This window comes from Pseudomonas sp. TWI923 (assembly GCF_039673365.1).
Lineage (GTDB): Bacteria > Pseudomonadota > Gammaproteobacteria > Pseudomonadales > Pseudomonadaceae > Aquipseudomonas > Aquipseudomonas sichuanensis.
The window spans coordinates 13,810-33,490 of the sequence record NZ_JBDJLM010000013.1 but is presented as its reverse complement, the minus strand read 5'-3'; the positions used below and the strand labels follow the sequence as shown (position 1 = coordinate 33,490).

General features: G+C 62.5%; 17 protein-coding genes. 11 read left to right on the top strand and 6 right to left on the bottom strand.

Annotated elements, in window-relative coordinates; genetic code table 11:
* Window positions 1–310 precede the first annotated feature (310 nt).
* Window positions 311–1,417 carry a GlxA family transcriptional regulator gene (locus ABE459_RS08295; protein WP_110992254.1) on the top strand — a complete coding sequence of 369 codons (1,107 nt, stop codon included), beginning with the start codon at window positions 311–313 and terminating at the stop codon, window positions 1,415–1,417.
* A 118-nt stretch (window positions 1,418–1,535) separates the two neighbouring features.
* Here the strand turns inward: ABE459_RS08295 and ABE459_RS08290 are convergent, their stop codons facing one another.
* Window positions 1,536–1,793, bottom strand: coding sequence for a hypothetical protein (locus ABE459_RS08290; protein WP_346648010.1), 258 nt, complete (start codon window positions 1,791–1,793; stop codon window positions 1,536–1,538).
* Between the two features lie 327 nt (window positions 1,794–2,120).
* On the opposite strand from ABE459_RS08290, the gene ABE459_RS08285 reads away from it, so the two are divergent.
* Entirely contained in the window at window positions 2,121–3,449 is a 1,329-nt protein-coding gene (locus ABE459_RS08285; protein ID WP_323830120.1) for a hypothetical protein, read from the top strand.
* A 78-nt stretch (window positions 3,450–3,527) separates the two neighbouring features.
* Entirely contained in the window at window positions 3,528–4,289 is a 762-nt protein-coding gene (locus ABE459_RS08280; RefSeq protein WP_323830122.1) for a hypothetical protein, read from the top strand.
* A gap of 202 nt (window positions 4,290–4,491) precedes the next feature.
* Here ABE459_RS08280 and ABE459_RS08275 read toward each other — a convergent pair whose 3' ends face one another.
* The 4 genes from ABE459_RS08275 to choX form a co-directional block, all read right to left on the bottom strand.
* Window positions 4,492–4,965 (bottom strand): thioesterase family protein, encoded by a 474-nt coding sequence (locus ABE459_RS08275; RefSeq protein WP_258705538.1) that lies wholly within the window; start codon window positions 4,963–4,965, stop codon window positions 4,492–4,494.
* A gap of 10 nt (window positions 4,966–4,975) precedes the next feature.
* Window positions 4,976–5,941, bottom strand: a complete 966-nt coding sequence (locus ABE459_RS08270; protein ID WP_258705539.1) for an L-carnitine dehydrogenase — start codon at window positions 5,939–5,941, stop codon at window positions 4,976–4,978.
* A 161-nt stretch (window positions 5,942–6,102) separates the two neighbouring features.
* Complete coding sequence (locus ABE459_RS08265) at window positions 6,103–6,990, bottom strand: 3-keto-5-aminohexanoate cleavage protein (RefSeq protein ID WP_323830124.1); 888 nt, start codon at window positions 6,988–6,990, stop codon at window positions 6,103–6,105.
* 168 nt (window positions 6,991–7,158) lie between these two features.
* Window positions 7,159–8,103, bottom strand: a complete 945-nt coding sequence (gene choX, locus ABE459_RS08260; RefSeq protein ID WP_258705540.1) for a choline ABC transporter substrate-binding protein — start codon at window positions 8,101–8,103, stop codon at window positions 7,159–7,161.
* Between the two features lie 146 nt (window positions 8,104–8,249).
* On the opposite strand from choX, the gene ABE459_RS08255 reads away from it, so the two are divergent.
* Both ABE459_RS08255 and ABE459_RS08250 read left to right on the top strand, forming a co-directional pair.
* Entirely contained in the window at window positions 8,250–9,215 is a 966-nt protein-coding gene (locus ABE459_RS08255; RefSeq protein ID WP_323830126.1) for a GlxA family transcriptional regulator, read from the top strand.
* Between the two features lie 76 nt (window positions 9,216–9,291).
* Window positions 9,292–10,380: a metallophosphoesterase gene (locus tag ABE459_RS08250; RefSeq protein WP_323830128.1), complete on the top strand. Its 1,089-nt coding sequence runs from the start codon at window positions 9,292–9,294 to the stop codon at window positions 10,378–10,380.
* Window positions 10,381–10,471: 91 nt separating this feature from the next.
* Here ABE459_RS08250 and ABE459_RS08245 read toward each other — a convergent pair whose 3' ends face one another.
* Complete coding sequence (locus ABE459_RS08245) at window positions 10,472–10,873, bottom strand: lysozyme inhibitor LprI family protein (protein ID WP_125462268.1); 402 nt, start codon at window positions 10,871–10,873, stop codon at window positions 10,472–10,474.
* A 285-nt stretch (window positions 10,874–11,158) separates the two neighbouring features.
* Here ABE459_RS08245 and ABE459_RS08240 point away from each other — a divergent pair, with 285 nt between their 5' ends.
* From ABE459_RS08240 to ABE459_RS08215, 6 genes are all read left to right on the top strand, one after another.
* Window positions 11,159–12,136: a dipeptidase gene (locus ABE459_RS08240; protein ID WP_016392223.1), complete on the top strand. Its 978-nt coding sequence runs from the start codon at window positions 11,159–11,161 to the stop codon at window positions 12,134–12,136.
* Window positions 12,137–12,212: 76 nt separating this feature from the next.
* Window positions 12,213–12,743 (top strand): DUF5943 domain-containing protein, encoded by a 531-nt coding sequence (locus ABE459_RS08235; RefSeq protein ID WP_110992263.1) that lies wholly within the window; start codon window positions 12,213–12,215, stop codon window positions 12,741–12,743.
* Between the two features lie 15 nt (window positions 12,744–12,758).
* On the top strand, window positions 12,759–14,819 hold the full coding sequence (gene dgcA, locus ABE459_RS08230) for a dimethylglycine demethylation protein DgcA (protein ID WP_125462269.1): 2,061 nt from the start codon (window positions 12,759–12,761) through the stop codon (window positions 14,817–14,819).
* A 197-nt stretch (window positions 14,820–15,016) separates the two neighbouring features.
* Entirely contained in the window at window positions 15,017–16,969 is a 1,953-nt protein-coding gene (gene dgcB, locus ABE459_RS08225) for a dimethylglycine demethylation protein DgcB (protein ID WP_125857145.1), read from the top strand.
* Window positions 16,969–18,201: an electron transfer flavoprotein subunit alpha/FixB family protein gene (locus ABE459_RS08220; RefSeq protein ID WP_125857146.1), complete on the top strand. Its 1,233-nt coding sequence runs from the start codon at window positions 16,969–16,971 to the stop codon at window positions 18,199–18,201. The genes dgcB and ABE459_RS08220 overlap by 1 nt, the downstream gene beginning before the upstream one ends.
* A 10-nt stretch (window positions 18,202–18,211) precedes the next feature.
* Entirely contained in the window at window positions 18,212–18,982 is a 771-nt protein-coding gene (locus ABE459_RS08215; RefSeq protein ID WP_323830133.1) for an electron transfer flavoprotein subunit beta, read from the top strand.
* The last annotated feature ends 699 nt before the right edge of the window (window positions 18,983–19,681 follow it).

Here is a 19,681-nt window from a genome sequence, read left to right as displayed (position 1 = left end):
TACCGGTAGCGTCGTTGTCGGTGACACTTAAGTTTGTCGCATCTGGGCAACCTTCCCAGCAGTGCTACCGAACTGCTCAGTCGTTACACCCGAAGGCGCTGGCTCGCCGCTTTGCGATTAGGTCTACGCTCGGTCCAGAGCCCGCTGCACGTCGCCTGCCGACGTCGTTTTTGGGTTTTATTGGATGCGTGTTCAATTTCAGGCATGCCATTTGCGTTGAGATTGGCAAAGCCCCTGCATACGAAACGGGGCCATTACAAGAACAGTGCTCGCCTGAGGCACACCCTGCATTGTGTGAGGAGAAATCGCGATGACGTCGTACACCTCCGGGACCCCAACCCAGAACCGCACAGCACCCCAGTCCATTGGTTTTCTCCTGTTGGACAACTTCACCCTCATTTCCCTGGCGTCGGCAGTCGAACCCCTGCGCATGGCCAACCAGCTGTCCGGCCGTGAGCTGTACCGCTGGCACACCCTGACCGCGGACGGCGGCCAGGTGTGGGCCAGCGATGGCCTGCAGATCACCCCCGACGCCGCCATGCACAGCGCCCCGCCGATCGACACCGTGATCGTCTGCGGCGGCGTGGGCATCCAGCGTACCGTCACCCGTGAGCACGTCACCTGGCTGCAGGCCCAGGCCCGCCAGTCGCGGCGCCTCGGTGCGGTGTGCACCGGCAGCTGGGCGCTGGCCTGTGCCGGCCTGCTCGACGGCTTCGATTGCAGCGTGCACTGGGAATGCCTGGCCGCGATGCAGGAGGCCTACCCGCGGGTGAACATGAGCACCCGCCTGTTCACCCTCGACCGCAACCGCTTCACCAGCTCCGGCGGAACCGCGCCGCTGGACATGATGCTGCACCTGATCAGCCGCGATCACGGCCGCGAACTGTCGGCGGCGATCTCCGAAATGTTCGTCTACGAGCGCATCCGCAACGAACAGGACCACCAGCGCGTGCCGCTCAAGCACATGCTCGGCACCAACCAGCCGAAGCTGCAGGAAATCGTCGCGCTGATGGAGGCCAACCTGGAAGAGCCGATCGACCTCGACGAACTGGCGGTGTACGTAGCGGTGTCGCGACGCCAGCTCGAGCGCCTGTTCCAGAAGTACCTGCACTGCTCGCCGTCGCGCTACTACCTCAAGCTGCGCCTGATTCGCGCACGGCAACTGCTCAAGCAGACGCCCATGTCGATCATCGAGGTGGCCTCGGTGTGCGGCTTCGTTTCCACCCCGCACTTCTCCAAGTGCTACCGCGAGTACTTCGGCATTCCGCCGCGTGACGAGCGCGTGGGCTCCAACACCACCCAGCAGGTGGCGATGATGCCGATCCCGCAGGCCATGGCCCTGTCGCCGCACAGCGGCCCGCTGGCCGCCCTGAGCCAGGCGCGCAACGAGTCGACCTTCGCCAGCGTCAGGCTCTGACACCGCGTCGCTTTTTTCGCGGGTGAACCCGCTCCCACAGGTACTGCACCCTCTTCAAGAGCGATGCAGCACCTGTGGGAGCGGGTTTACCCGCGAAAAGGCCAATGAAAATTGGACGTCAGGCGCGCTTGCTGTACTGCGCCAATGCCGGCAGCAACTGCTTGTCGATGGCCTGGCGCACCGCCGGGAGAATGGTCGCGCTGCCGGTGTACATCTGCTCCACCATGCCCTTGAGGGCATGGGCATTGGGCTCGGTCAGCCCCCTTACCACTACCTCGCAGGCCTGCTCGGCGCTGGCGCCGGCCGGAATGTCGAAGCCCCGCGAGCGCAGCTGGCCCAGCAGGTCGTCCTGGTCGATCAAGTCCGCATGCATCATGACTAAGGTCCTTCGCCGCTGTTGTTTGCCATCGATTCTGTGTCCGACGCGCCAGGGCGGCAAGGGCGGATTGTCGCGATGGCCGCTTTGACTAAGAACAGGTCGTTTACGGCTAAATCGGCGGGGAGGGAAGGCCCCACACTGAAGCCATTCACGGCACCGAGGGTTTGGTCACCCTCACTGCATGCGCAGTGGATGTTGCTCGCTCTTGACCCCGGAGGCTCACGGCTTTCCGGGGTTATTTTTTGGGTGACCTGTTAATTCTGCCAGTTGATGGCCGCCGTGCTTGTATCTCTAATGAGGTCATTCGACTAGAGGAGCAGCGGCATGGCCTCGCTATTGAAAATGGCTTTAACAATGGCGTTAGCCATTGTATTTCTTTCAGCTTGTTCCTCGATCCAGCAGGCATCAACGCCGACGGCCAGTGCGACGCCAGCGCTATTCGAGCTTGGGCCCAAAATGGACCGCCAAGGCTGGCTTGAAATGCAGCGCAAAAGAAACCTTGCACCTTATCTAAACGACTTGCTTGATGACCCCGCGAATCAAGAGATCCGCTTGGTGACCGTCTCCCCGGTACTTGTCGGGCCTGGAACTCGACTGATTTCGGTGCTACTGCCGGGTGAAAAGCAGGTGCAATATCAGCTTCGCTGGTTCGGTGGTGACAATCCGGGTAAGTCCTATTGGTATGGCGACAGGCCGTCTGATCGTAAACAACGCTTCTCGTCTTCTGCGGAGGTGGACGTCGATCCATTAAGTTGGGTGTCGCTGGTTCGCTACGGCGATAAAATATTTGGAGAGATACGCGTAGACGGACAACTTTACCGGCTCGATTATGTGGGGGCAGGGCAGCAGGTACTGATAAGAGTGGACGCTTCTAAATCCGTGCAGGTCCAGACTTGTGTGCGGGTAGAAGACCCTGACCCGAGCCCCTCCGCTCATACTTTTGTACGACAGCAGAGAGCGCAATCGACGGCAGTCAGTACTGTCCGGGTAATGATGATGAGTACTGTCGAAGCCCGTGCGGGTTTTTCCCGGAGGCCCGTAGACTATCCCAGCTTGTCAGACATCATGGAAGATCATCTGATTTTTGCAAATCGCCAGTTGCAGGACAGTGGTGTTGAAATAAAGTATGAATTTGCCGGGTATGTTGAAAGTATCGCCAGCGAAAAAGGCCTGACACCCAGTGCGGTCTTGAACCTGATCCGTATGAGTGGCAGCGATGTGTATACTCAGATGCAGGCTGCGCGTGAGCGCTTGCGCGCCGATCTGGTGCTCACCGCCATTGTCGACCCAACGGTGTTCGGAAGGTATTACATAGCGAATCGTAAAGAGACTGGATTCACTACCTGGAACGTAGTGGGTGATTACCTGGACATGGGCCATGTTCTTGGTCACAACATCGGTGGTGAGCATTACTGGAAACCAGGCGATCCAGATTTTTTTGACCCACCCTATCAGCACGGCTATCTACTCCCTGGCGGCAATGCCAGAACCATAATGACGGATTATGAGGACTGCCGGGGCTGTACGAGGCTCAACTACTACTCAAATCCGCGCAAACAGTGGCAGGGTATACCGTTAGGCACGGCAGAGCGCCATGACGTGGTGCGTCGACTTAATGAGCGGCGGACGGCTGTAGAAGATTTTTATCCTTGATAGCTTATTTCTAAGGCCAATAGAGAGCTAGTAATAGGCTTTTCAGTGTTTCAGGAGAATACTGTGATGGAGTTACTTATGAAGATCGGGCGTGTCTGCATGATTTTTCTTTACTCGGCAGGGCTTTATGCTGTTGAGCCGGTAACTCCGCAGGTGAATCCGATAGATTATAAATTATTTGTTGTTGCCACAGATAGTAAGTGTGAGGGTGCTATCAGGGCGTTCGGCGTGAGCCCAGCATGTAGGCTTCCAAATGGAGCGACACCGAATCGGCTGGACTTTACGTTTACGCGTCATGACTATATAAGTCTCTGTGGTCTGGATCGAGAGGGCTTCAGAGTTTTCTGTATCACAGGGTCAGGCGGCTTAGAAAGTAAAGATACCGTCTATCTTCCTAATGGCAGTTTCTATGGAGTGCCGAGTGGATGGGGGTTTGTGCAATACAGTCCATACCCCTATGATATTGCGGAGCTTGAGTATGGGCCGGGCTTTGCGTGGGTCGAGTTATATCCGCAGACCGGATTGGCGGGAGGAAGGTTATGTGTTATGGCGTTGGGGCTTGAGTCCTCCCAGTTGGCGTGTAATGGTGTCGGACGCCAAGCCAGGTCTGCGAAAATAATTGGCGTGCACAGTCCTGATTCTAGTCAACGCTATTGGGTATGTTTCAGAACACCGAGGGACGAGGCAAATCGCTGTTATTCCAGTCCGTACTCCAATGGTTCTTCAGGGGTTTTGAAGATTATGGATATTGATAGTGAGAGTCGCCCGCAATATGGAGCAATCAAGGTGAAAGAGGGAAAAGTCGCTGGGGCACTGTACTCTGTCGACTATTTGCAGTGATATATATCTGTGGCATGGCCCTCGCTAGGCTTTGTACGAAAAGTGCCTGCGCGACGATCTTGCTGCGTTGAAAACAGGCTCGGAATGCTCATTTGCAACCAGCAAACTCCGCTTCCTCGCCTGTTTTCGCCTTGCCTGATCGCCGCTCGGCGACTTTTCGTACAAACCCTAGTAAGTGAGGGCCTTTTTTACGAACGGGTGGTCAACGAGGGACAAGTGAGATGGACCGGCCGGTGAAGTCAGGGGGAAGACCGGAATCCTGAGTTGCAATCAATTTTTCCAGTTTGTCCTTGCAGTCATCACCAAACGGCGCCGACTTCGGCCCCGCCAGATCCACATGCAGCAGCATCTGTTCACTGGCCGCCAACGCCTCGTCAAACCCCTCCCGGTGCAGGCTGTGGTACAGATGCAGGCGCTTCCTGTCGAAGCCGATGATCTGTGTCCGCACCCGCACCTCGGTATCGAGCTTCACCTCGTGCAGGTAGTTGATGTGCGCCTCCAGGGTAAACAGCGAATGCCCGCTCTGCCCACGGGCATCGGCGTCCAGGCCGATGCGCTCCATCAGCGCATCGGTGGCGTAGCTGAAGATCAGCAGGTAGTAGGCATCGCGCAAGTGGCCGTTGTAGTCGACCCATTCCGGCAACACCTGGGTACGGTAGGTGATCAAGGCGGGCATCGTTTTCTCCTCAGTCGCCGAAGGCCATGCCGTGGCTGGCTTTGCTGGATCTGACCGCCTCCAGTACCGCCAGCAGGGTGTCATCACGATAGCGCTCCAGCGCGGCGATGCTGCGCTCGCCCAGCTGTTCCGAGGTGCCCTCCACTACATCGTCGATCAGCTTGTCGGTCAGCTCCGGTGCTGGCAGGTAAGTCCAGGGCAGCTTCAGCGCGGGGCCGAACTGGGCCATGAAGTGGCGCATGCCGGCGTCGCCACCGGCCAGGGTGTAGGTAAGGAAGGTGCCCATGAACGACCAGCGCAGGCCTGCGCCGAAGCGGATCGCGTCGTCGATCTCGCCGGTGCTGGCGACACCGTCGTTGACCAGGTGCAAGGCCTCGCGCCAGAGCGCTTCGAGCAGGCGGTCGGCGATAAAGCCGGGGACTTCCTTGCGCACGTGCAGCGGGCGCATGCCCAGCGCGGTGTAGATGGTCTTGGCCGCCTCGATGGCCTCGGGGCTGGTGTTGCGCCCGCCAACGATCTCCACCAACGGCAGCAGGTACACCGGGTTGAACGGGTGGCCCACCACGCAGCGTTCGGGATGGGTGGCCGACTCGTAGAACTCGCTGGGCAACAGGCCCGAGGTGCTGGAGCCGATGATCGCGTTCGGCTTGGCGGCCGCACTGACCTTTGCATGCAGGTCGAGCTTGAGGTCCAGGCGCTCGGGAGCGCTTTCCTGGATGAAGTCGGCGTCGCGCACGCATTCTTCGATGGTGCTCACGAACTTCAGGCGGCCCTGTGCGGCGCCGGGGGCCAGGCCTTGTTTCTCCAGCGCCGGCCAGGCGTTGGCGATGCGTTTGCGCAGGGCGGCTTCGGCACCGGGCGCCGGGTCCCAGGCGACCACGTCCAGGCCGTGGGCCAGGGCACGGGCGACCCAACCGCTGCCGATGACGCCGCTACCCAGGGCGGCGAAGGTCTTGATGTCGGTGATAAAAGGCATATCTGACTCTCACTGAAAATTTCATGGCTGGGCGCAGGCCCTGTGGGAGCGGGTTTACCGGGGTGCCGGACCACCGCGAACACCGGCGCAGACGGTGCCATCCACCGCGCCGCCTGCTTCGCGGGTAAACCCGCTCCCACAGGGATTGATGCGGGCTGGTTTTATCCGCGACGCTTGAGGTTCATTTTTTCGCGGCCTTCGGCCGGGGTCAGCACGCGGCCACCGAGGCGCGAGATGATCTCCACCGCGCGCTCCACCAACTGGCCGTTGCTGGCCAGCACACCGCGGTCCAGGTACAGGTTGTCCTCCAACCCCACCCGCACGTTGCCGCCCAGCAACACCGCCTGGGCGGCCATGGGCATCTGCATGCGACCGATACCGAAGCCGGCCCAGGTCACGTCGGCGGGCAGGTTGTCGACCATGGCTTTCATCGTCGTGGTGTCGGCCGGTGCGCCCCACGGAATGCCCAGGCACAGCTGGAACAGCGGGTCGTGCAGCAGGCCTTCCTTGATCATCTGCTTGGCGAACCACAGGTGGCCGGTGTCGAAGATCTCAAGCTCCGCTTTCACGCCCAGCTCGGTGATGCGTCTGGCGCCGGCGCGCAGTTGCGCCGGGGTGGACACGTAGATGGCGTTGCCGTCGCCAAAGTTGAGGGTGCCGCAGTCCAGGGTGCAGATTTCCGGCAGCAGCGCCTCGACGTGGGCCAGGCGTTCCAGCGGGCCAATCAGGTCGGTGCCGGCGCCGAACTCCATGGGGGTTTCGCCCGGGCCGATCTCCAGGTCGCCACCCATGCCGGCGGTGAGGTTGACGATGATGTCCACGTCGGCTTCGCGGATGCGCTCCATCACTTCGCGGTACAGCGCCACGTCGCGGCTGAAGCGGCCGGTTTGTGGGTCGCGGACGTGGCAGTGGACCACGGTGGCGCCGGCCTTGGCGGCTTCCACGGCGGCTTCGGCGATCTGTTTCGGGGTGACCGGGACCAGGTGGCTCTTGGCGACCGTGTCGCCAGCGCCGGTGAGGGCGCAGGTGATGATGACGTCGTGGTTCATGGTTGTGATCCTTGTAATGTCTGTGGTGGCCCGATCGCTTGTAGGAGCGGCCTTGTGTCGCGAAAGGGCCGCGAAGCGGCCCCAGCTTTCAGCAGCGCGCACAAATCCCGGGGCTGCTGCGCAGCCCTTTCGCGACACAAGGCCGCTCCTACAGGCGATGAGGCCCTGTCAGTTGGCAGTGAGCTTGAGGTTGTCGGCGGCCGGCTTGCCGTCGAAGGTGGTCACGCCTTGCAGCCAGCGAGCCTTGTCCTCGGGGTGGTCCTTGAGCCACTGGCGGGCCGATTCCAGCGCATCCTTGTGGTCGAGCAGCGGCTGCATCATGCGGCTCTCGTCCTCGGCGCTGAAACTGAGGTTGGTCAGCAGGCGATGGGCGTTGGGGCAACGTTCGGCGTAGTCCGGCGCGGTCACCGTCCACACCGTGGCGCGGCCTTCGTCCGGGCCGAGGGCGTCCTGGCTGTCGCCCAGGTAGACCATGTCGATGTTCACGTTCATCGGGTGCGGCGCCCAGCCGAAGAACACCACCGCTTCGTTGCGCCGCACGGCGCGGTCGACCGCGGCGAGCATGCCGGCTTCGCTGGACTCGACCAGCTGGAACTTGCCCAGGTCGAACTGGTTCTTGGCGATCATCGCCTTGATCTGGGTGTTGGCGCCGGAGCCCGGCTCGATGCCGTAGATCTTGCCGCCCAGCTCATTCTGGAACTTGTGGATGTCAGCGAACGTCTTCAAACCCTTGTCGGCGAGGTATTTCGGTACCGCCAGGGTGGCGCGGGCATCCTCCAGGCTTGGTTTGTCGAGCACCTTGACCTGGCTGGCCGCCACGAACGGGGTGATGGTCTGGGTCATGATCGGGTTCCAGTAACCCAGGAACATGTCCAGGCGCTTGTCGCGGATGCCGGCGAAGATGATCTGCTGCGAGGCGCTGGTCTGCTTGGTCTGGTAGCCCAGGCCATCGAGCAGCACTTGAGCCATGGCGCTGGTGGCGATCACGTCGGTCCAGTTGACCACGCCCAGGCGCACGTCCTTGCAGGCGGCGGGTTCGGCGGCGAAGAGCGGGGATACCACGGTGGAACTGAGGGCGAGGGACAACAGGCTGCGGCGGATAAAGCGTTGCATGGTGGCTCTCCATCGGCAGTGCATATTGTTATGGGTTCCGGCCTCTGCGGGCCGTGAGAACACGCTACGCTGGTGACGGGGTGGGAAATCGCACCCTGGCGACCAACACTTGCACGCAGGCGACCACTTTTTGTGGGGAGCATGGGATGTCGGAAACGCTGCATTTCCTCTTGTTGCCGGGCTTCTCGGCCATGGGCTTCATCAGCGCCATCGAGCCGCTGCGGGTGGCCAACCGCTTTCGTGGCGCGCTGTACCAGTGGCGCGTGCTCAGCCTCGATGGCGGGGCGGTGCAGGCCAGCAACGGCATGTCGGTGAACGCCGATGGCGCGCTGGGTGAAGGCGAACAGGTACGCCTGCTGCTGGTGGTGGCAGGCTTCGAGCCGCTGGCCTGCTATGGGCCGGCACTGCAGCAGGCGCTGCGCCGTCTTGACCATGAAGGCGTGGTGCTGGGCGGCATCGACACGGGCGCCATGGTGCTGGCCGAGGCCGGCCTGCTCGATGGCTATCGCGCCACCCTGCACTGGGAGGCACTGGAGGCTTTCAAGGAGCGTTATCCGCGCCTGCAGGCGACCCAGGAGCTTTTCGAACTCGATCGCCGGCGCATCACCTGTGCCGGCGGCACCGCGTCCATCGACCTGATGCTCGACCTGATCGCCCAGGCCCATGGCAGCGAGCTGGCGGTGCAGGTGTCCGAGCAGTTCGTGCTCGGCCGCATCCGCCCGCGCCAGGATCACCAGCGTATGCAGATCGCCAGCCGCTATGGGTTGCGCAACAAGAAGCTGGTGAAGGTGATCGGCGAAATGGAGCGCAATACCGAGCTACCGCTCAACACCCAGGTACTGGCCGAGGCGATACAGGTCACCCGGCGCCAGTTGGAGCGGCTGTTCCGTCTGCACCTGGACGACACACCCAGTGGTTTCTACCTGCGCTTGCGCCTGGACAAGGCCCGGCAGCTGTTGCGCCAGACCGACATGAGTGTGCTGGAGGTGGCGGTTGCCTGCGGCTTCGAGTCGCCGTCGTACTTTACCCGCTGCTACCGGGCACGCTTCGAGCGGTGCCCGCGACAGGACCGCCAGGTGACGGGCGCCGATTACCGCCCGGTGACCGCATAGGGCGCACTTCCCGATTATTGTCGGACCGATAGTTCACTAGCGTAGGCAATCCATAAAAGAACCAAGGATTGTCACGATGTCTCCTACGCATGGATTCAGCAAATACCTGTTCAGCTCGCTGGCGATCGCCTCGATGCTGGCGCCCTGGCAGGCCCATGCCGCTGTGCCGGGTTGTGAAAGTACCAGCACCGATCTGTATCAGGACTACTACCAGCCCGGCTGGAACCAGCTGGCCGACTACCCCGATGGTCGGCAGAAGATGATCATCGCCTCCGACTCCCAGGCGTTCCGCTACATGAGCCAACGTTTCGATGAGTACGTCGAGGAGATCGATGCGGACGGCTGGCACAAGACCGCGCCGGTCTATGAGGCAATCGCCCGCGAGCGTGACGTTCCCTACCACGTGCCGGTGGTAGTCAACGGCGACATCACCGAATACGGCCATGGCAACGAACGCTCGGCGATGCAGGCGATGTTCCGCAAAATGGCCAACGGTGTTGGCGGCCCGCTGCTGCTGCCGGGGCTGGGCAACCACGACTATGAAAACAACGTGGACGACTGCGCCAACAATGGCTGTGCCCGTGATGCCGTCTGCGACCACATCGCCTGGGTCCAGGCCATGCAACCGGTCAATGCCTTCGACTACCGCTATGAAAACGACACCCATGAAGGCTCGCTGTCCTACTCGGTGACCGTGGGTCGTGTGCGGATCATCCAGTTGAACAATGAACCGACCTATGAGCGCCAGTGGAGCACCGGCGGCGGATGGAGCATGAAACCCAAGCGTCATTTCAACATCACCCGCTCGCTGGAGTGGTTGAAAGGCCAGCTTGAGGACGCCACCGCCCGGGGCGAGGTGGTCATCGTCAACATGCATATTTCGGAATACTGGGTGGACGAGGAGCAACGTTACTGGGAAGTGCCGAAACTGCTGGAAGCCCATAACGTGGCCGCAGTGTTTTCCGGTCACCTGCACTCGAACGTAGGCAAGTACCACGCCGGCTTCGGCAAGGTGCCGCACTTCAAGTCCGGCGCCTTGAACGCGGGTACCTACCTGCGGCTGACCTTCGACTGGAACAGGCAGCAGTTGCAGGTCGATGTGGTGAGCATGGATGGGGCCTTCGACGAAAGCACGGTGATTGACCTGAACCGTCGCGGCGCCTGATCAAGCCTTCGCGGGGCAAGCCCGCTCCTACAGCGGACGTGCAAGTTCATTGTGTGGGAGCTGGCTCCCACAGAGGCGTTGGCTGCCTGAATTATTGCTGACCGATGGTCTGCAGATATTCCGACCGCTCATCGCTACGCTGCGCCACGCAGGTGTTCCAGGAGGCTTCGAAGGCCTTGCTGCCGGGCTTTTCGGCATAGGTCTCGACCTTGCAGTCGGCATCGCGCAACTGTGTCCACAGTTTTTCGGCGGCCTCCATCTTCGCGCTCAGCGCCGCGGCCTTGTCGCTTTCATCCGCGTACTGGTCGCGGATGCGCTGGATCAGGTCGTCATAGGCGGCCTTCAGCTCGCGTTCGGCGGTCTGCTTGTTGTAGGCCGCGCAGGCATAGCCCTGCTGGTCGGTCTCGACGTTGTCGCAGGGCGTGCTTTCTTCCTCGGCGGCCTGGGCGCCGCACGCGACGGCCAGCAGGACCAGCCATGCCATTGATTTCATCCGTTTTCTCCTGAGCAGGCTGACGAATCGCAGGGATTCTCGCTCAGCCTCGAGCGCGGCGATAGCTCCCTGACGAAATGTTCATCAAAGCCCTACAAAAGCCGTTGTCGAGACTGGCTCTCATCTGCGAGGCGCAGGCCAGAGCGTGCCGTTTGGGGCTTTGACGCTTTCGGCAAACCCCCTGTCGTTTTTGCATCGGGGCGCCTCGGGCGGCAGGCATATGCTGGCCCCAAAGCGCCGACACAAGGTTTGGCGCCAGCAAACTCAATAAAAGGGGACAGCCTGATGAGCCCAGCCGAACTTCACGCCGACAGCATCGTCATCGACGGTTTGATCATTGCCAAGTGGAACCGCGAGCTGTTCGAAGACATGCGCAAGGGCGGGCTGACCGCGGCCAACTGCACCGTCTCGGTGTGGGAGGGCTTCAAGGCCACCGTCGACAACATCGCCGCCAGCCAGAAGCTGATTCGCGACAACAGCGACCTGGTAATGCCGGTGCGCACTACCGCCGACATCCGCAAGGCCAAGGAACTGGGCAAGACCGGCATCCTCTTCGGCTTCCAGAACGCCCATGCGTTCGAAGACCAGATCGCCTATGTAGACGTGTTCAAGCAGCTGGGCGTGGGCATCGTGCAGATGTGCTACAACACCCAGAACCTGGTCGGCACCGGCTGCTACGAGCGTGACGGCGGCCTGTCGGGCTTCGGTCGCGAGATCGTCGCCGAAATGAACCGCGTCGGCATCATGTGCGACCTGTCCCACGTCGGCTCCAAGACTTCCGAAGAAGTCATCCTCGAATCGAAAAAACCGGTGTGCTACTCGCACTGCCTGCCGTCGGGGCTCAAGGAGCACCCGCGCAACAAGTCCGATGCAGAGCTCAAGTTCATCGCCGACCACGGCGGTTTCGTCGGCGTGACCATGTTCGCGCCGTTCCTGGCCAAGGGCATCGACTCGACCATCGACGATTACGCCGAAGCCATCGAGTACACCATGAACATCGTCGGTGAAGACGCCATCGGTATCGGCACCGACTTCACCCAGGGCCACGGCCAGGACTTCTTCGAGTACCTGACCCACGACAAGGGCTACGCCCGTCGCCTGACCAACTTCGGCAAGATCATCAACCCGCTGGGCATTCGTACTGTCGGCGAGTTCCCCAACCTCACCGAAACCCTGCTCAAGCGCGGCCATTCCGAGCGCGTGGTACGCAAGATCATGGGCGAGAACTGGGTCAATGTCCTCAAGGATGTGTGGGGCGAGTAAGCCGCACTCCAAGCCTGAAAACCCCGGCCAGCAACGCCGGGGCCTCCCAACAAAAATTTTCTGGAGTTGAGTTTCCATGGCCAAGATCGCCCCGCAATTGCCAATCGAAGTCGACAGCGAGACCGGTGTCTGGACCAGCGACGCCCTGCCGATGCTCTACGTGCCACGGCATTTCTTCGTCAACAACCACATGGGCATCGAGGAGGTGCTGGGCGCCGACGCCTATGCCGAGATCCTCTACAAGGCCGGCTACAAGTCCGCCTGGCACTGGTGCGAAAAAGAAGCCGAGTGCCATGGCCTGGAAGGCGTGGCGGTGTTCGAGCACTACATGAAGCGCCTGAGCCAGCGTGGCTGGGGCCTGTTCAAGATCCAGGACATCGACCTGGATAAAGGTACCTGCAGCGTCAAGCTCGAGCACTCGGCGTTCGTCTATGTCTACGGCAAGGTTGGCCGCAAGGTCGACTACATGTTCACCGGTTGGTTTGCCGGCGCCATGGACCAGATTCTCGCTGCCCGCGGCAGCTCGATCCGCACCGTGGCCGAACAGGTCTATGGCGGGTCGGAAGAAGGCCACGAAGATGGCCTGTTCGTTACAAAGCCGTTGTAAGCCGGAGATAGCGTCATGGCCTTCGAAGCAATGTTCCAGCCGATCCAGATCGGCAAACTGACCATCCGCAACCGTGTGCTCAGCACCGCGCACGCCGAGGTGTATGCCACCGACGGCGGGATGACCACCGACCGCTATGTGAAGTACTACGAAGAGAAGGCCAAGGGCGGCATCGGCCTGGCGATCTGCGGCGGCTCGTCCGTGGTGGCCATCGACAGCCCGCAGGAGTGGTGGTCGTCGGTCAACCTGTCGACCGACCGCATTATTCCGCACTTCCAGAACCTGGCTGACGCCATGCACAAGCATGGCGCCAAGATCATGATCCAGATTACCCACATGGGCCGTCGCTCGCGCTGGGACGGTTTCAACTGGCCGACCCTGATGTCGCCGTCGGGCATCCGTGAACCGGTGCACCGCGCCACCTGCAAAACCATCGAAGTGGAAGAGATCTGGCGCGTCATCGGCAACTACGCGCAAGCTGCGCGCCGCGCCAAGGAAGGTGGCCTGGACGGCGTCGAGCTGTCGGCGGTGCACCAGCACATGATCGACCAGTTCTGGAGCCCACGGGTCAACAAGCGTACCGACGAGTGGGGCGGCACCTTCGAAGGCCGCATGAAGTTCGGCCTGGAAGTGCTCAAGGCCGTGCGCAAGGAAGTCGGTGACGACTTCTGCGTGGGCATGCGTATCTGCGGCGACGAATTCCACCCCGATGGCCTCAGCCACGAGGACATGAAGCAGATCGCCGCCTACTACGACGCCACCGGCATGCTCGATTTCATCGGCGTGGTCGGCTCGGGCTGCGACACCCACAACACCCTGGCCAACGTCATCCCCAACATGAGCTACCCGCCGGAGCCATTTCTGCACCTGGCGGCCGGCATCAAGGAAGTGGTCAAGGTCCCGGTGCTGCACGCGCAGAACATCAAGGACCCGAACCAGGCCACGCGTATCCTGGAAGGCGGCTACGTGGACATGGTGGGCATGACCCGTGCCCACATCGCCGACCCGCACCTGATCGCCAAGATCAAGATGGGCCAGGTGGACCAGATCAAGCAGTGCGTCGGCGCCAACTACTGCATCGACCGCCAGTACCAGGGCCTGGACGTGCTGTGCATCCAGAACGCCGCCACCTCCCGTGAATACATGGGCGTGCCGCACATCATCGAGAAGACCACCGGCGCCAAGCGCAAGGTGGTGATCGTCGGCGCAGGCCCTGCCGGCATGGAGGCCGCCCGCGTGGCCGCCGAGCGTGGCCACGACGTCACCGTGTTCGAGAAGAAAGAGCAGATCGGCGGGCAGATCACCATCGCCGCCAAGGCTCCGCAGCGCGACCAGATCGCCGGCATCACCCGCTGGTACCAGCTGGAGTTCGCCCGCCTGAAGATCGACCTGCGCCTGGGCACCGCCGCTGACGTGGCGACCATCCAGGACCTGCGCCCGGACATCATCGTGCTGGCGGTGGGCGGCCATCCGTTCGTCGAGCAGAACGAGCACTGGGGCGCTGCCGAAGGGCTGGTGGTGAGCAGCTGGGACGTGCTCGACGGCAAGGTCGCACCGGGCAAGAACGTGCTGGTGTACGACACCATCTGCGAGTTCACCGGCATGTCGACGGCGGACTTCATCGCCGACAAGGGCAGCCAGGTCGAGATCGTCACCGACGACATCAAGCCGGGCGTGGCCATGGGCGGTACCAGCTTCCCCACCTACTACCGCAGCATGTACCCCAAAGAAGTGATCATGACCGGCGACATGATGCTGGAGAAGGTCTACCGCGAGGGCGACAAGCTGGTGGCGGTGCTCGAGAACGAGTACACCGGCGCCAAGGAAGAGCGGGTGGTGGACCAGGTAGTGGTGGAAAACGGCGTGCGTCCTGACGAGCAGCTGTACTACGCGCTCAAGGACGGTTCGCGCAACAAGGGCCAGATCGACGTCGAGGCGCTGTTCGCCATCAAGCCGCAGCCGATCCTCAGCCAGCCGGGCGAGGGCTACCTGCTGTACCGCATCGGCGACTGCGTGGCCCAGCGCAACGTGCATGCGGCGATCTACGACGCCTTGCGCCTGTGCAAGGATTTCTGAAGCAGCGGCAAGCTTCAAGCTGCAAGCTGCAAGAAAAAGCGATCAGTACCGCTTTCGCTTGCAGCTTAGGTCTTGAGAGTTGCTTGGGAATGATTCTGTAAAGCAGCGGTGAGCTGCAAGGTTCAAGCAAGGAGCGGGGCTAAGTGGCTTCTTCTTGCAGCTTGTAGCTTGCAGCTTGCAGCTCAAAGGTGCCTGCCATGTTGAACACCCTTCTACCCATCCTGCTGTTCACCGCGCTGGCCCTGGCGGTGCTCGGCGCCCTGCGCCGGGTGCGCATGTGGCGGCGCGGGCGGCCGAGCCAGGTCGACCTGATCAAAGGCCTGCTGGCCATGCCACGGCGCTACCTGGTGGACTTGCACCACGTGGTCGAGCGCGACAAGTACATGTCCAAGACCCACGTGGCCACTGCCGGCGGCTTCGTGCTCTCGGCCGTGCTGGCGATCCTGGTGCACGGCTTCGGCCTGCAGAGCAAGATACTCGGCTATGCCCTGCTGGTGGCCACGGTGATCATGTTCACCGGTGCCCTGTTCGTCTTCAAACGCCGCCTCAACCCGCCTTCGCGCCTGTCCAAGGGCCCGTGGATGCGCCTGCCCAAGAGCCTGCTGATGTTCGCGGCGAGCTTCTTCATCGCCACGCTGCCGGTGGCCGGCATCCTGCCGCAAGGCACCGGTGGCTGGGTGCTGGTGGCGGTGCTGGGCGTCGGTGTGCTGTGGGGCGTGTCCGAGCTGTTCTTCGGCATGACCTGGGGCGGGCCGATGAAGCACGCCTTCGCCGGCGCCCTGCACCTGGCCTGGCACCGCCGCGCCGAGCGCTTCGGCGGCGGCCGTTCCACCGGCCTCAAGCCGCTGGACCTGGAAGACCCGAACGCGCCGCTGGGCGTGGAAAAACCGGTCGATTTCACCTGGAACCAGCTGCTCGGTTTCGACGCCTGCGTGCAATGCGGCAAGTGCGAAGCCATGTGCCCGGCGTTCGCCGCCGGCCAGCCGCTGAACCCGAAAAAGCTCATTCAGGACATGGTCATCGGCCTGGCCGGTGGCACCGACGCCACCTTCGCCGGCAGCCCCTATCCGGGCAAGCCGATCGGTGAGCATGGTGGCCATCCGCACCAGCCGATCGTCAACGGCCTGGTGGATGCCGAAACCCTGTGGTCGTGCACGACCTGCCGCGCTTGCGTGGAGGAGTGCCCGATGATGATCGAGCACGTCGATGCCATCGTCGACATGCGCCGCCACCTCACCCTGGAAAAGGGCGCCACCCCGAACAAGGGCGCCGAGGTGCTGGACAACCTGATCGCCACCGACAACCCCGGCGGTTTCGCCCCGGGCGGGCGGATGAACTGGGCGGCCGACCTCAACCTGCAACTGCTCAGTGATGTGAAGCGCACCGAAGTGCTGTTCTGGGTGGGCGATGGCGCCTTCGACATGCGCAACCAGCGCACGCTGCGCGCCTTCGTCAAAGTACTCAAGGCCTCCGGCGTGGACTTCGCCGTGCTTGGCCTGGAAGAGCGCGACAGCGGTGACGTGGCCCGTCGCCTGGGCGATGAAGCGACCTTCCAGCACCTGGCCAAACGCAATATCCAGACCCTGGCCAAGTACCAGTTCCAGCGCATCGTCACTTGCGACCCGCACAGCTTCCATGTGCTGAAGAACGAATACGGTGCCCTTGGCGGCGACTACCAGGTGCAGCACCACAGCACCTACATCGCCGAACTGATCGCCGCCGGCAAGCTCAACCTTGGCCAGCACAAGGGTGGCAGCGTCACCTACCACGACCCGTGCTACCTGGGCCGTTACAACGGCGAGTACGAGGCCCCGCGCGACGTGCTCAAGGCCCTGGGTATCGAAGTGCGCGAGATGCAGCGCTCGGGCTTCCGTTCCCGTTGCTGCGGCGGTGGCGGCGGTGCGCCGATCACCGATATCCCGGGCAAGCAGCGTATCCCCGACATGCGCATGGACGATATCCGCGAGACCGAGGCGGAGCTGGTGGCCGTGGGTTGCCCACAGTGCACGGCGATGCTCGAAGGCGTGGTCGAACCGCGCCCACAGATCAAGGACCTCGCCGAGCTGGTCGCCGATGTGCTGATCGAAGACGAAGCCCCGGCGAGCGCCAAGTCGCCAGCCAGCAAACGTGAACCTGCGGAGGTGCACTGATGAGCGACATCATCCGCCGCGACCCTCGTGCCGAGTGGATCGCCCGTAACCGCCTGCACCCGCTGCATGCAGCGATGCAGACGCAACAAACCAGCTGGATGGGCCCCAACGGCCTGATGCGCAAGAACCCCCATGCGATCGCTGCCGGCTTCATCGGCCCCAGCGGCCTCAAGCGCATCGACCGCAGCGGCGCCCAGCAGGGCACCGGTGTCGGCGGGCGGCGCACGGCCGCCGCCGAGGTGCAACTGCCGCTGCATCAGGTGGCCGAGCCTGGGTTCTACATCGCCGTGGTGCCGGACATGGTTGGCGGTCGCCTCGGCAGCCACGACCGCGACCTGCTCGGCCTGGCCCACAGCCTGGCGGGCAGTGACGGCGCGGTGCTGGCCGTGGTGTTCGGCGAGCACAAGGAAAGCAACTTTTCCACAGCCGGCGTTGATCGCCTGCTGGTTATCGAGGGCGAGGCCTTCGAAGGTTATGCACCGGAGCAACTGGTCCAGGGCCTGCGGGCTGTGGATAACCAGTTCGCGCCGCGCCACTGGCTGTTACCCGATAGCCGCACCGGTGGCGGGGAACTCGGCCGGCGCTTCGGCGCGGCCCTGGGCGAACGCCCGGCGACGCGGGTATGGCAGGTCAAGGACGGCCAGTGCATCGGCCGTGCCGGCGCCGGCCAGCAGGATATCCAGCGCGACGTGCCACGCTTGATCCTGGCCGCTGCCGAATGCGCAGAGCCCGTGAGCGAAACCCGCCACGAAGCCCTGCCCGTGGAGTTGTCCACAGGCGTGGCGCGCAGCCTGTCGCGCATCGAGGACCTCGGCTCGGTGGCCGTGGACCCGGCCGCCATCGCCATGGCCGAGGCCGAGTTCATCGTCTCTGGCGGCAACGGCGTCAAGGACTGGGACCTTTACCACCAGGCCACCAAGGCCCTCGGTGCCACCGAAGGCGCCTCGCGGGTGGCGGTGGACGACGGCTTCATGCCGCGCAACCGCCAGGTGGGGGCCACCGGCACCTGGGTTACGGCGCGGGTCTACGTGGCTGTGGGTATCTCCGGCGCGATCCAGCACCTGCAGGGCATCGGCGCCTGCGACAAGGTGGTGGCGATCAACATGGACCCGGGCTGCGACATGATCAAACGGGCCGACCTGTCGGTGATTGGCGACAGCTCGGCGATTCTCAAGGCACTGATCGAGGCTGTGGATAACTACCGCAGCGGCGGCCAGCGCGACGCGGCATAAGGGCACGAGCATGAGTACGAAAGTGATCAGCCTGGTCTCCATAGGTGCCCACCCAAGCTCGGGCCGCGCCCGCCGCGCCGAGCAGGATGCGCGTGCCGTGGAACTGGGCTTGCAGTTGGCTGGGGATAACTTGCAGGTGGTGCATGCCGGTGATCCCCACGAAGAGGCCTTGCGTGCCTACCTGGGCATGGGGCTTGAACACCTGGACGTATTGGAGCAGCCCGCTGGCGCCGATGTGCTGGGCGTGCTGGGCGACTACCTGCGCGATGCCGGCGCCCAGTTGGTGCTGACTGGCAGCCAGGCGGAAACCGGGGAAGGCTCGGGCATGTTGCCGTTCCTGTTGGCCGAGAAGCTCGGTTGGCCGCTGGTGGTCGGGCTGGCCGAGGTGGAATCGATCGACAACGGTACCGCCCAGGTGCTGCAAGCCCTGCCACGGGGCCAGCGGCGCCGCTTGAAGGTGCGCCTGCCCTTGTTGGCAACTGTGGATAACGCCGCGCCCAAACCCCGCCAGAGCGCCTTCGGCCCGGCGCGGCGCGGGGTGCTGGCGCCCTTTGATGTGGCGGTGGTGGACGACCCGGTACTGGGTGATGGCGCCCTGCAGCCAGCGCGGCCACGGCCCAAGCGGCTCAAGGTGATCAAGGCCAAGAGCGGCGCCGACCGCATGAAGGCCGCCACGGCCAAGGCCAGTGGCGGCGGGGGCAAGGTGCTGAAGGATGTGTCGCCCCAGGAAGGCGCCGAGGCGATCCTCAAGTTGTTGGTGGAGGAGGGGGTTCTGCGCTGAAACCACTGGCACCCTCGCGGGGCAAGCCCGCTCCCACAATGCCGCCCATTGATACAAGGACGGACACTGTGGGAGCGGGCTTGCCCCGCGATGCTTTTGTCCACAGCACTTTTGCCCACGGAATCTGTTCGCCAAGCTGTGGACAAAGTGTTTGCGTAATGCTGTAGCCCTTTGAAATCAATGGGTTCAAGGGTTTGATCAATTTGTGATCAGTCGTTGATTTCATTTTCGAGACCCGAGCCCGCAAAATTGCCCACAATCGCTGTTGGCCGGTGTGTGGATAACGTGTTCGCCCATTACTGCAGGCCTTGAGTTTACTGGCGTACAAAGAATTGATCGTTTTTTGATCTATTGCCGATAAAGTCAGGTAACCCCGCTGATTATCTAGGCTTTCCGGACTTTCCCACAGCCAGTTTCAGCCCAGCCCGGTTTTCCCACATTCTTTGTTGGTGGCTCTGTGGACAATGTGTTTGCAGAGGGCTGTGAGCCTTTGTACATGAGGGCTGTAGAGATTTGATCAAAAAACAGCCAATTCATCAGGGGTGTGACGACGCTGACCTGTCAGCCGTTGTGTACAGCGTGAGCCTGCTTGTCTGTGGATAACCAATTCCACGTACCTGTCCTTTTTCCCAGTATCCACTCGCGTTCCAGGCGATTGGCCGTGACAAGCGCAATGCAGAACACGCTAAGTGCCGCTGG

Coding starts and splice junctions, on each gene's coding strand:
- ABE459_RS08270 (WP_258705539.1), bottom strand. CDS start 5,941: ATGCCTTTTATCACCGACATCAAGACCTTCGCCGCCCTGGGTAGCGGC.
- dgcA (WP_125462269.1), top strand. CDS start 12,759: ATGGCCTTCGAAGCAATGTTCCAGCCGATCCAGATCGGCAAACTGACC.
- ABE459_RS08285 (WP_323830120.1), top strand. CDS start 2,121: ATGGCCTCGCTATTGAAAATGGCTTTAACAATGGCGTTAGCCATTGTA.
- ABE459_RS08215 (WP_323830133.1), top strand. CDS start 18,212: ATGAGTACGAAAGTGATCAGCCTGGTCTCCATAGGTGCCCACCCAAGC.
- dgcB (WP_125857145.1), top strand. CDS start 15,017: ATGTTGAACACCCTTCTACCCATCCTGCTGTTCACCGCGCTGGCCCTG.
- ABE459_RS08245 (WP_125462268.1), bottom strand. CDS start 10,873: ATGAAATCAATGGCATGGCTGGTCCTGCTGGCCGTCGCGTGCGGCGCC.
- ABE459_RS08275 (WP_258705538.1), bottom strand. CDS start 4,965: ATGCCCGCCTTGATCACCTACCGTACCCAGGTGTTGCCGGAATGGGTC.
- ABE459_RS08290 (WP_346648010.1), bottom strand. CDS start 1,793: ATGATGCATGCGGACTTGATCGACCAGGACGACCTGCTGGGCCAGCTG.
- ABE459_RS08295 (WP_110992254.1), top strand. CDS start 311: ATGACGTCGTACACCTCCGGGACCCCAACCCAGAACCGCACAGCACCC.
- ABE459_RS08255 (WP_323830126.1), top strand. CDS start 8,250: ATGTCGGAAACGCTGCATTTCCTCTTGTTGCCGGGCTTCTCGGCCATG.
- ABE459_RS08250 (WP_323830128.1), top strand. CDS start 9,292: ATGTCTCCTACGCATGGATTCAGCAAATACCTGTTCAGCTCGCTGGCG.
- choX (WP_258705540.1), bottom strand. CDS start 8,103: ATGCAACGCTTTATCCGCCGCAGCCTGTTGTCCCTCGCCCTCAGTTCC.
- ABE459_RS08235 (WP_110992263.1), top strand. CDS start 12,213: ATGGCCAAGATCGCCCCGCAATTGCCAATCGAAGTCGACAGCGAGACC.
- ABE459_RS08280 (WP_323830122.1), top strand. CDS start 3,528: ATGAAGATCGGGCGTGTCTGCATGATTTTTCTTTACTCGGCAGGGCTT.
- ABE459_RS08220 (WP_125857146.1), top strand. CDS start 16,969: ATGAGCGACATCATCCGCCGCGACCCTCGTGCCGAGTGGATCGCCCGT.
- ABE459_RS08265 (WP_323830124.1), bottom strand. CDS start 6,990: ATGAACCACGACGTCATCATCACCTGCGCCCTCACCGGCGCTGGCGAC.
- ABE459_RS08240 (WP_016392223.1), top strand. CDS start 11,159: ATGAGCCCAGCCGAACTTCACGCCGACAGCATCGTCATCGACGGTTTG.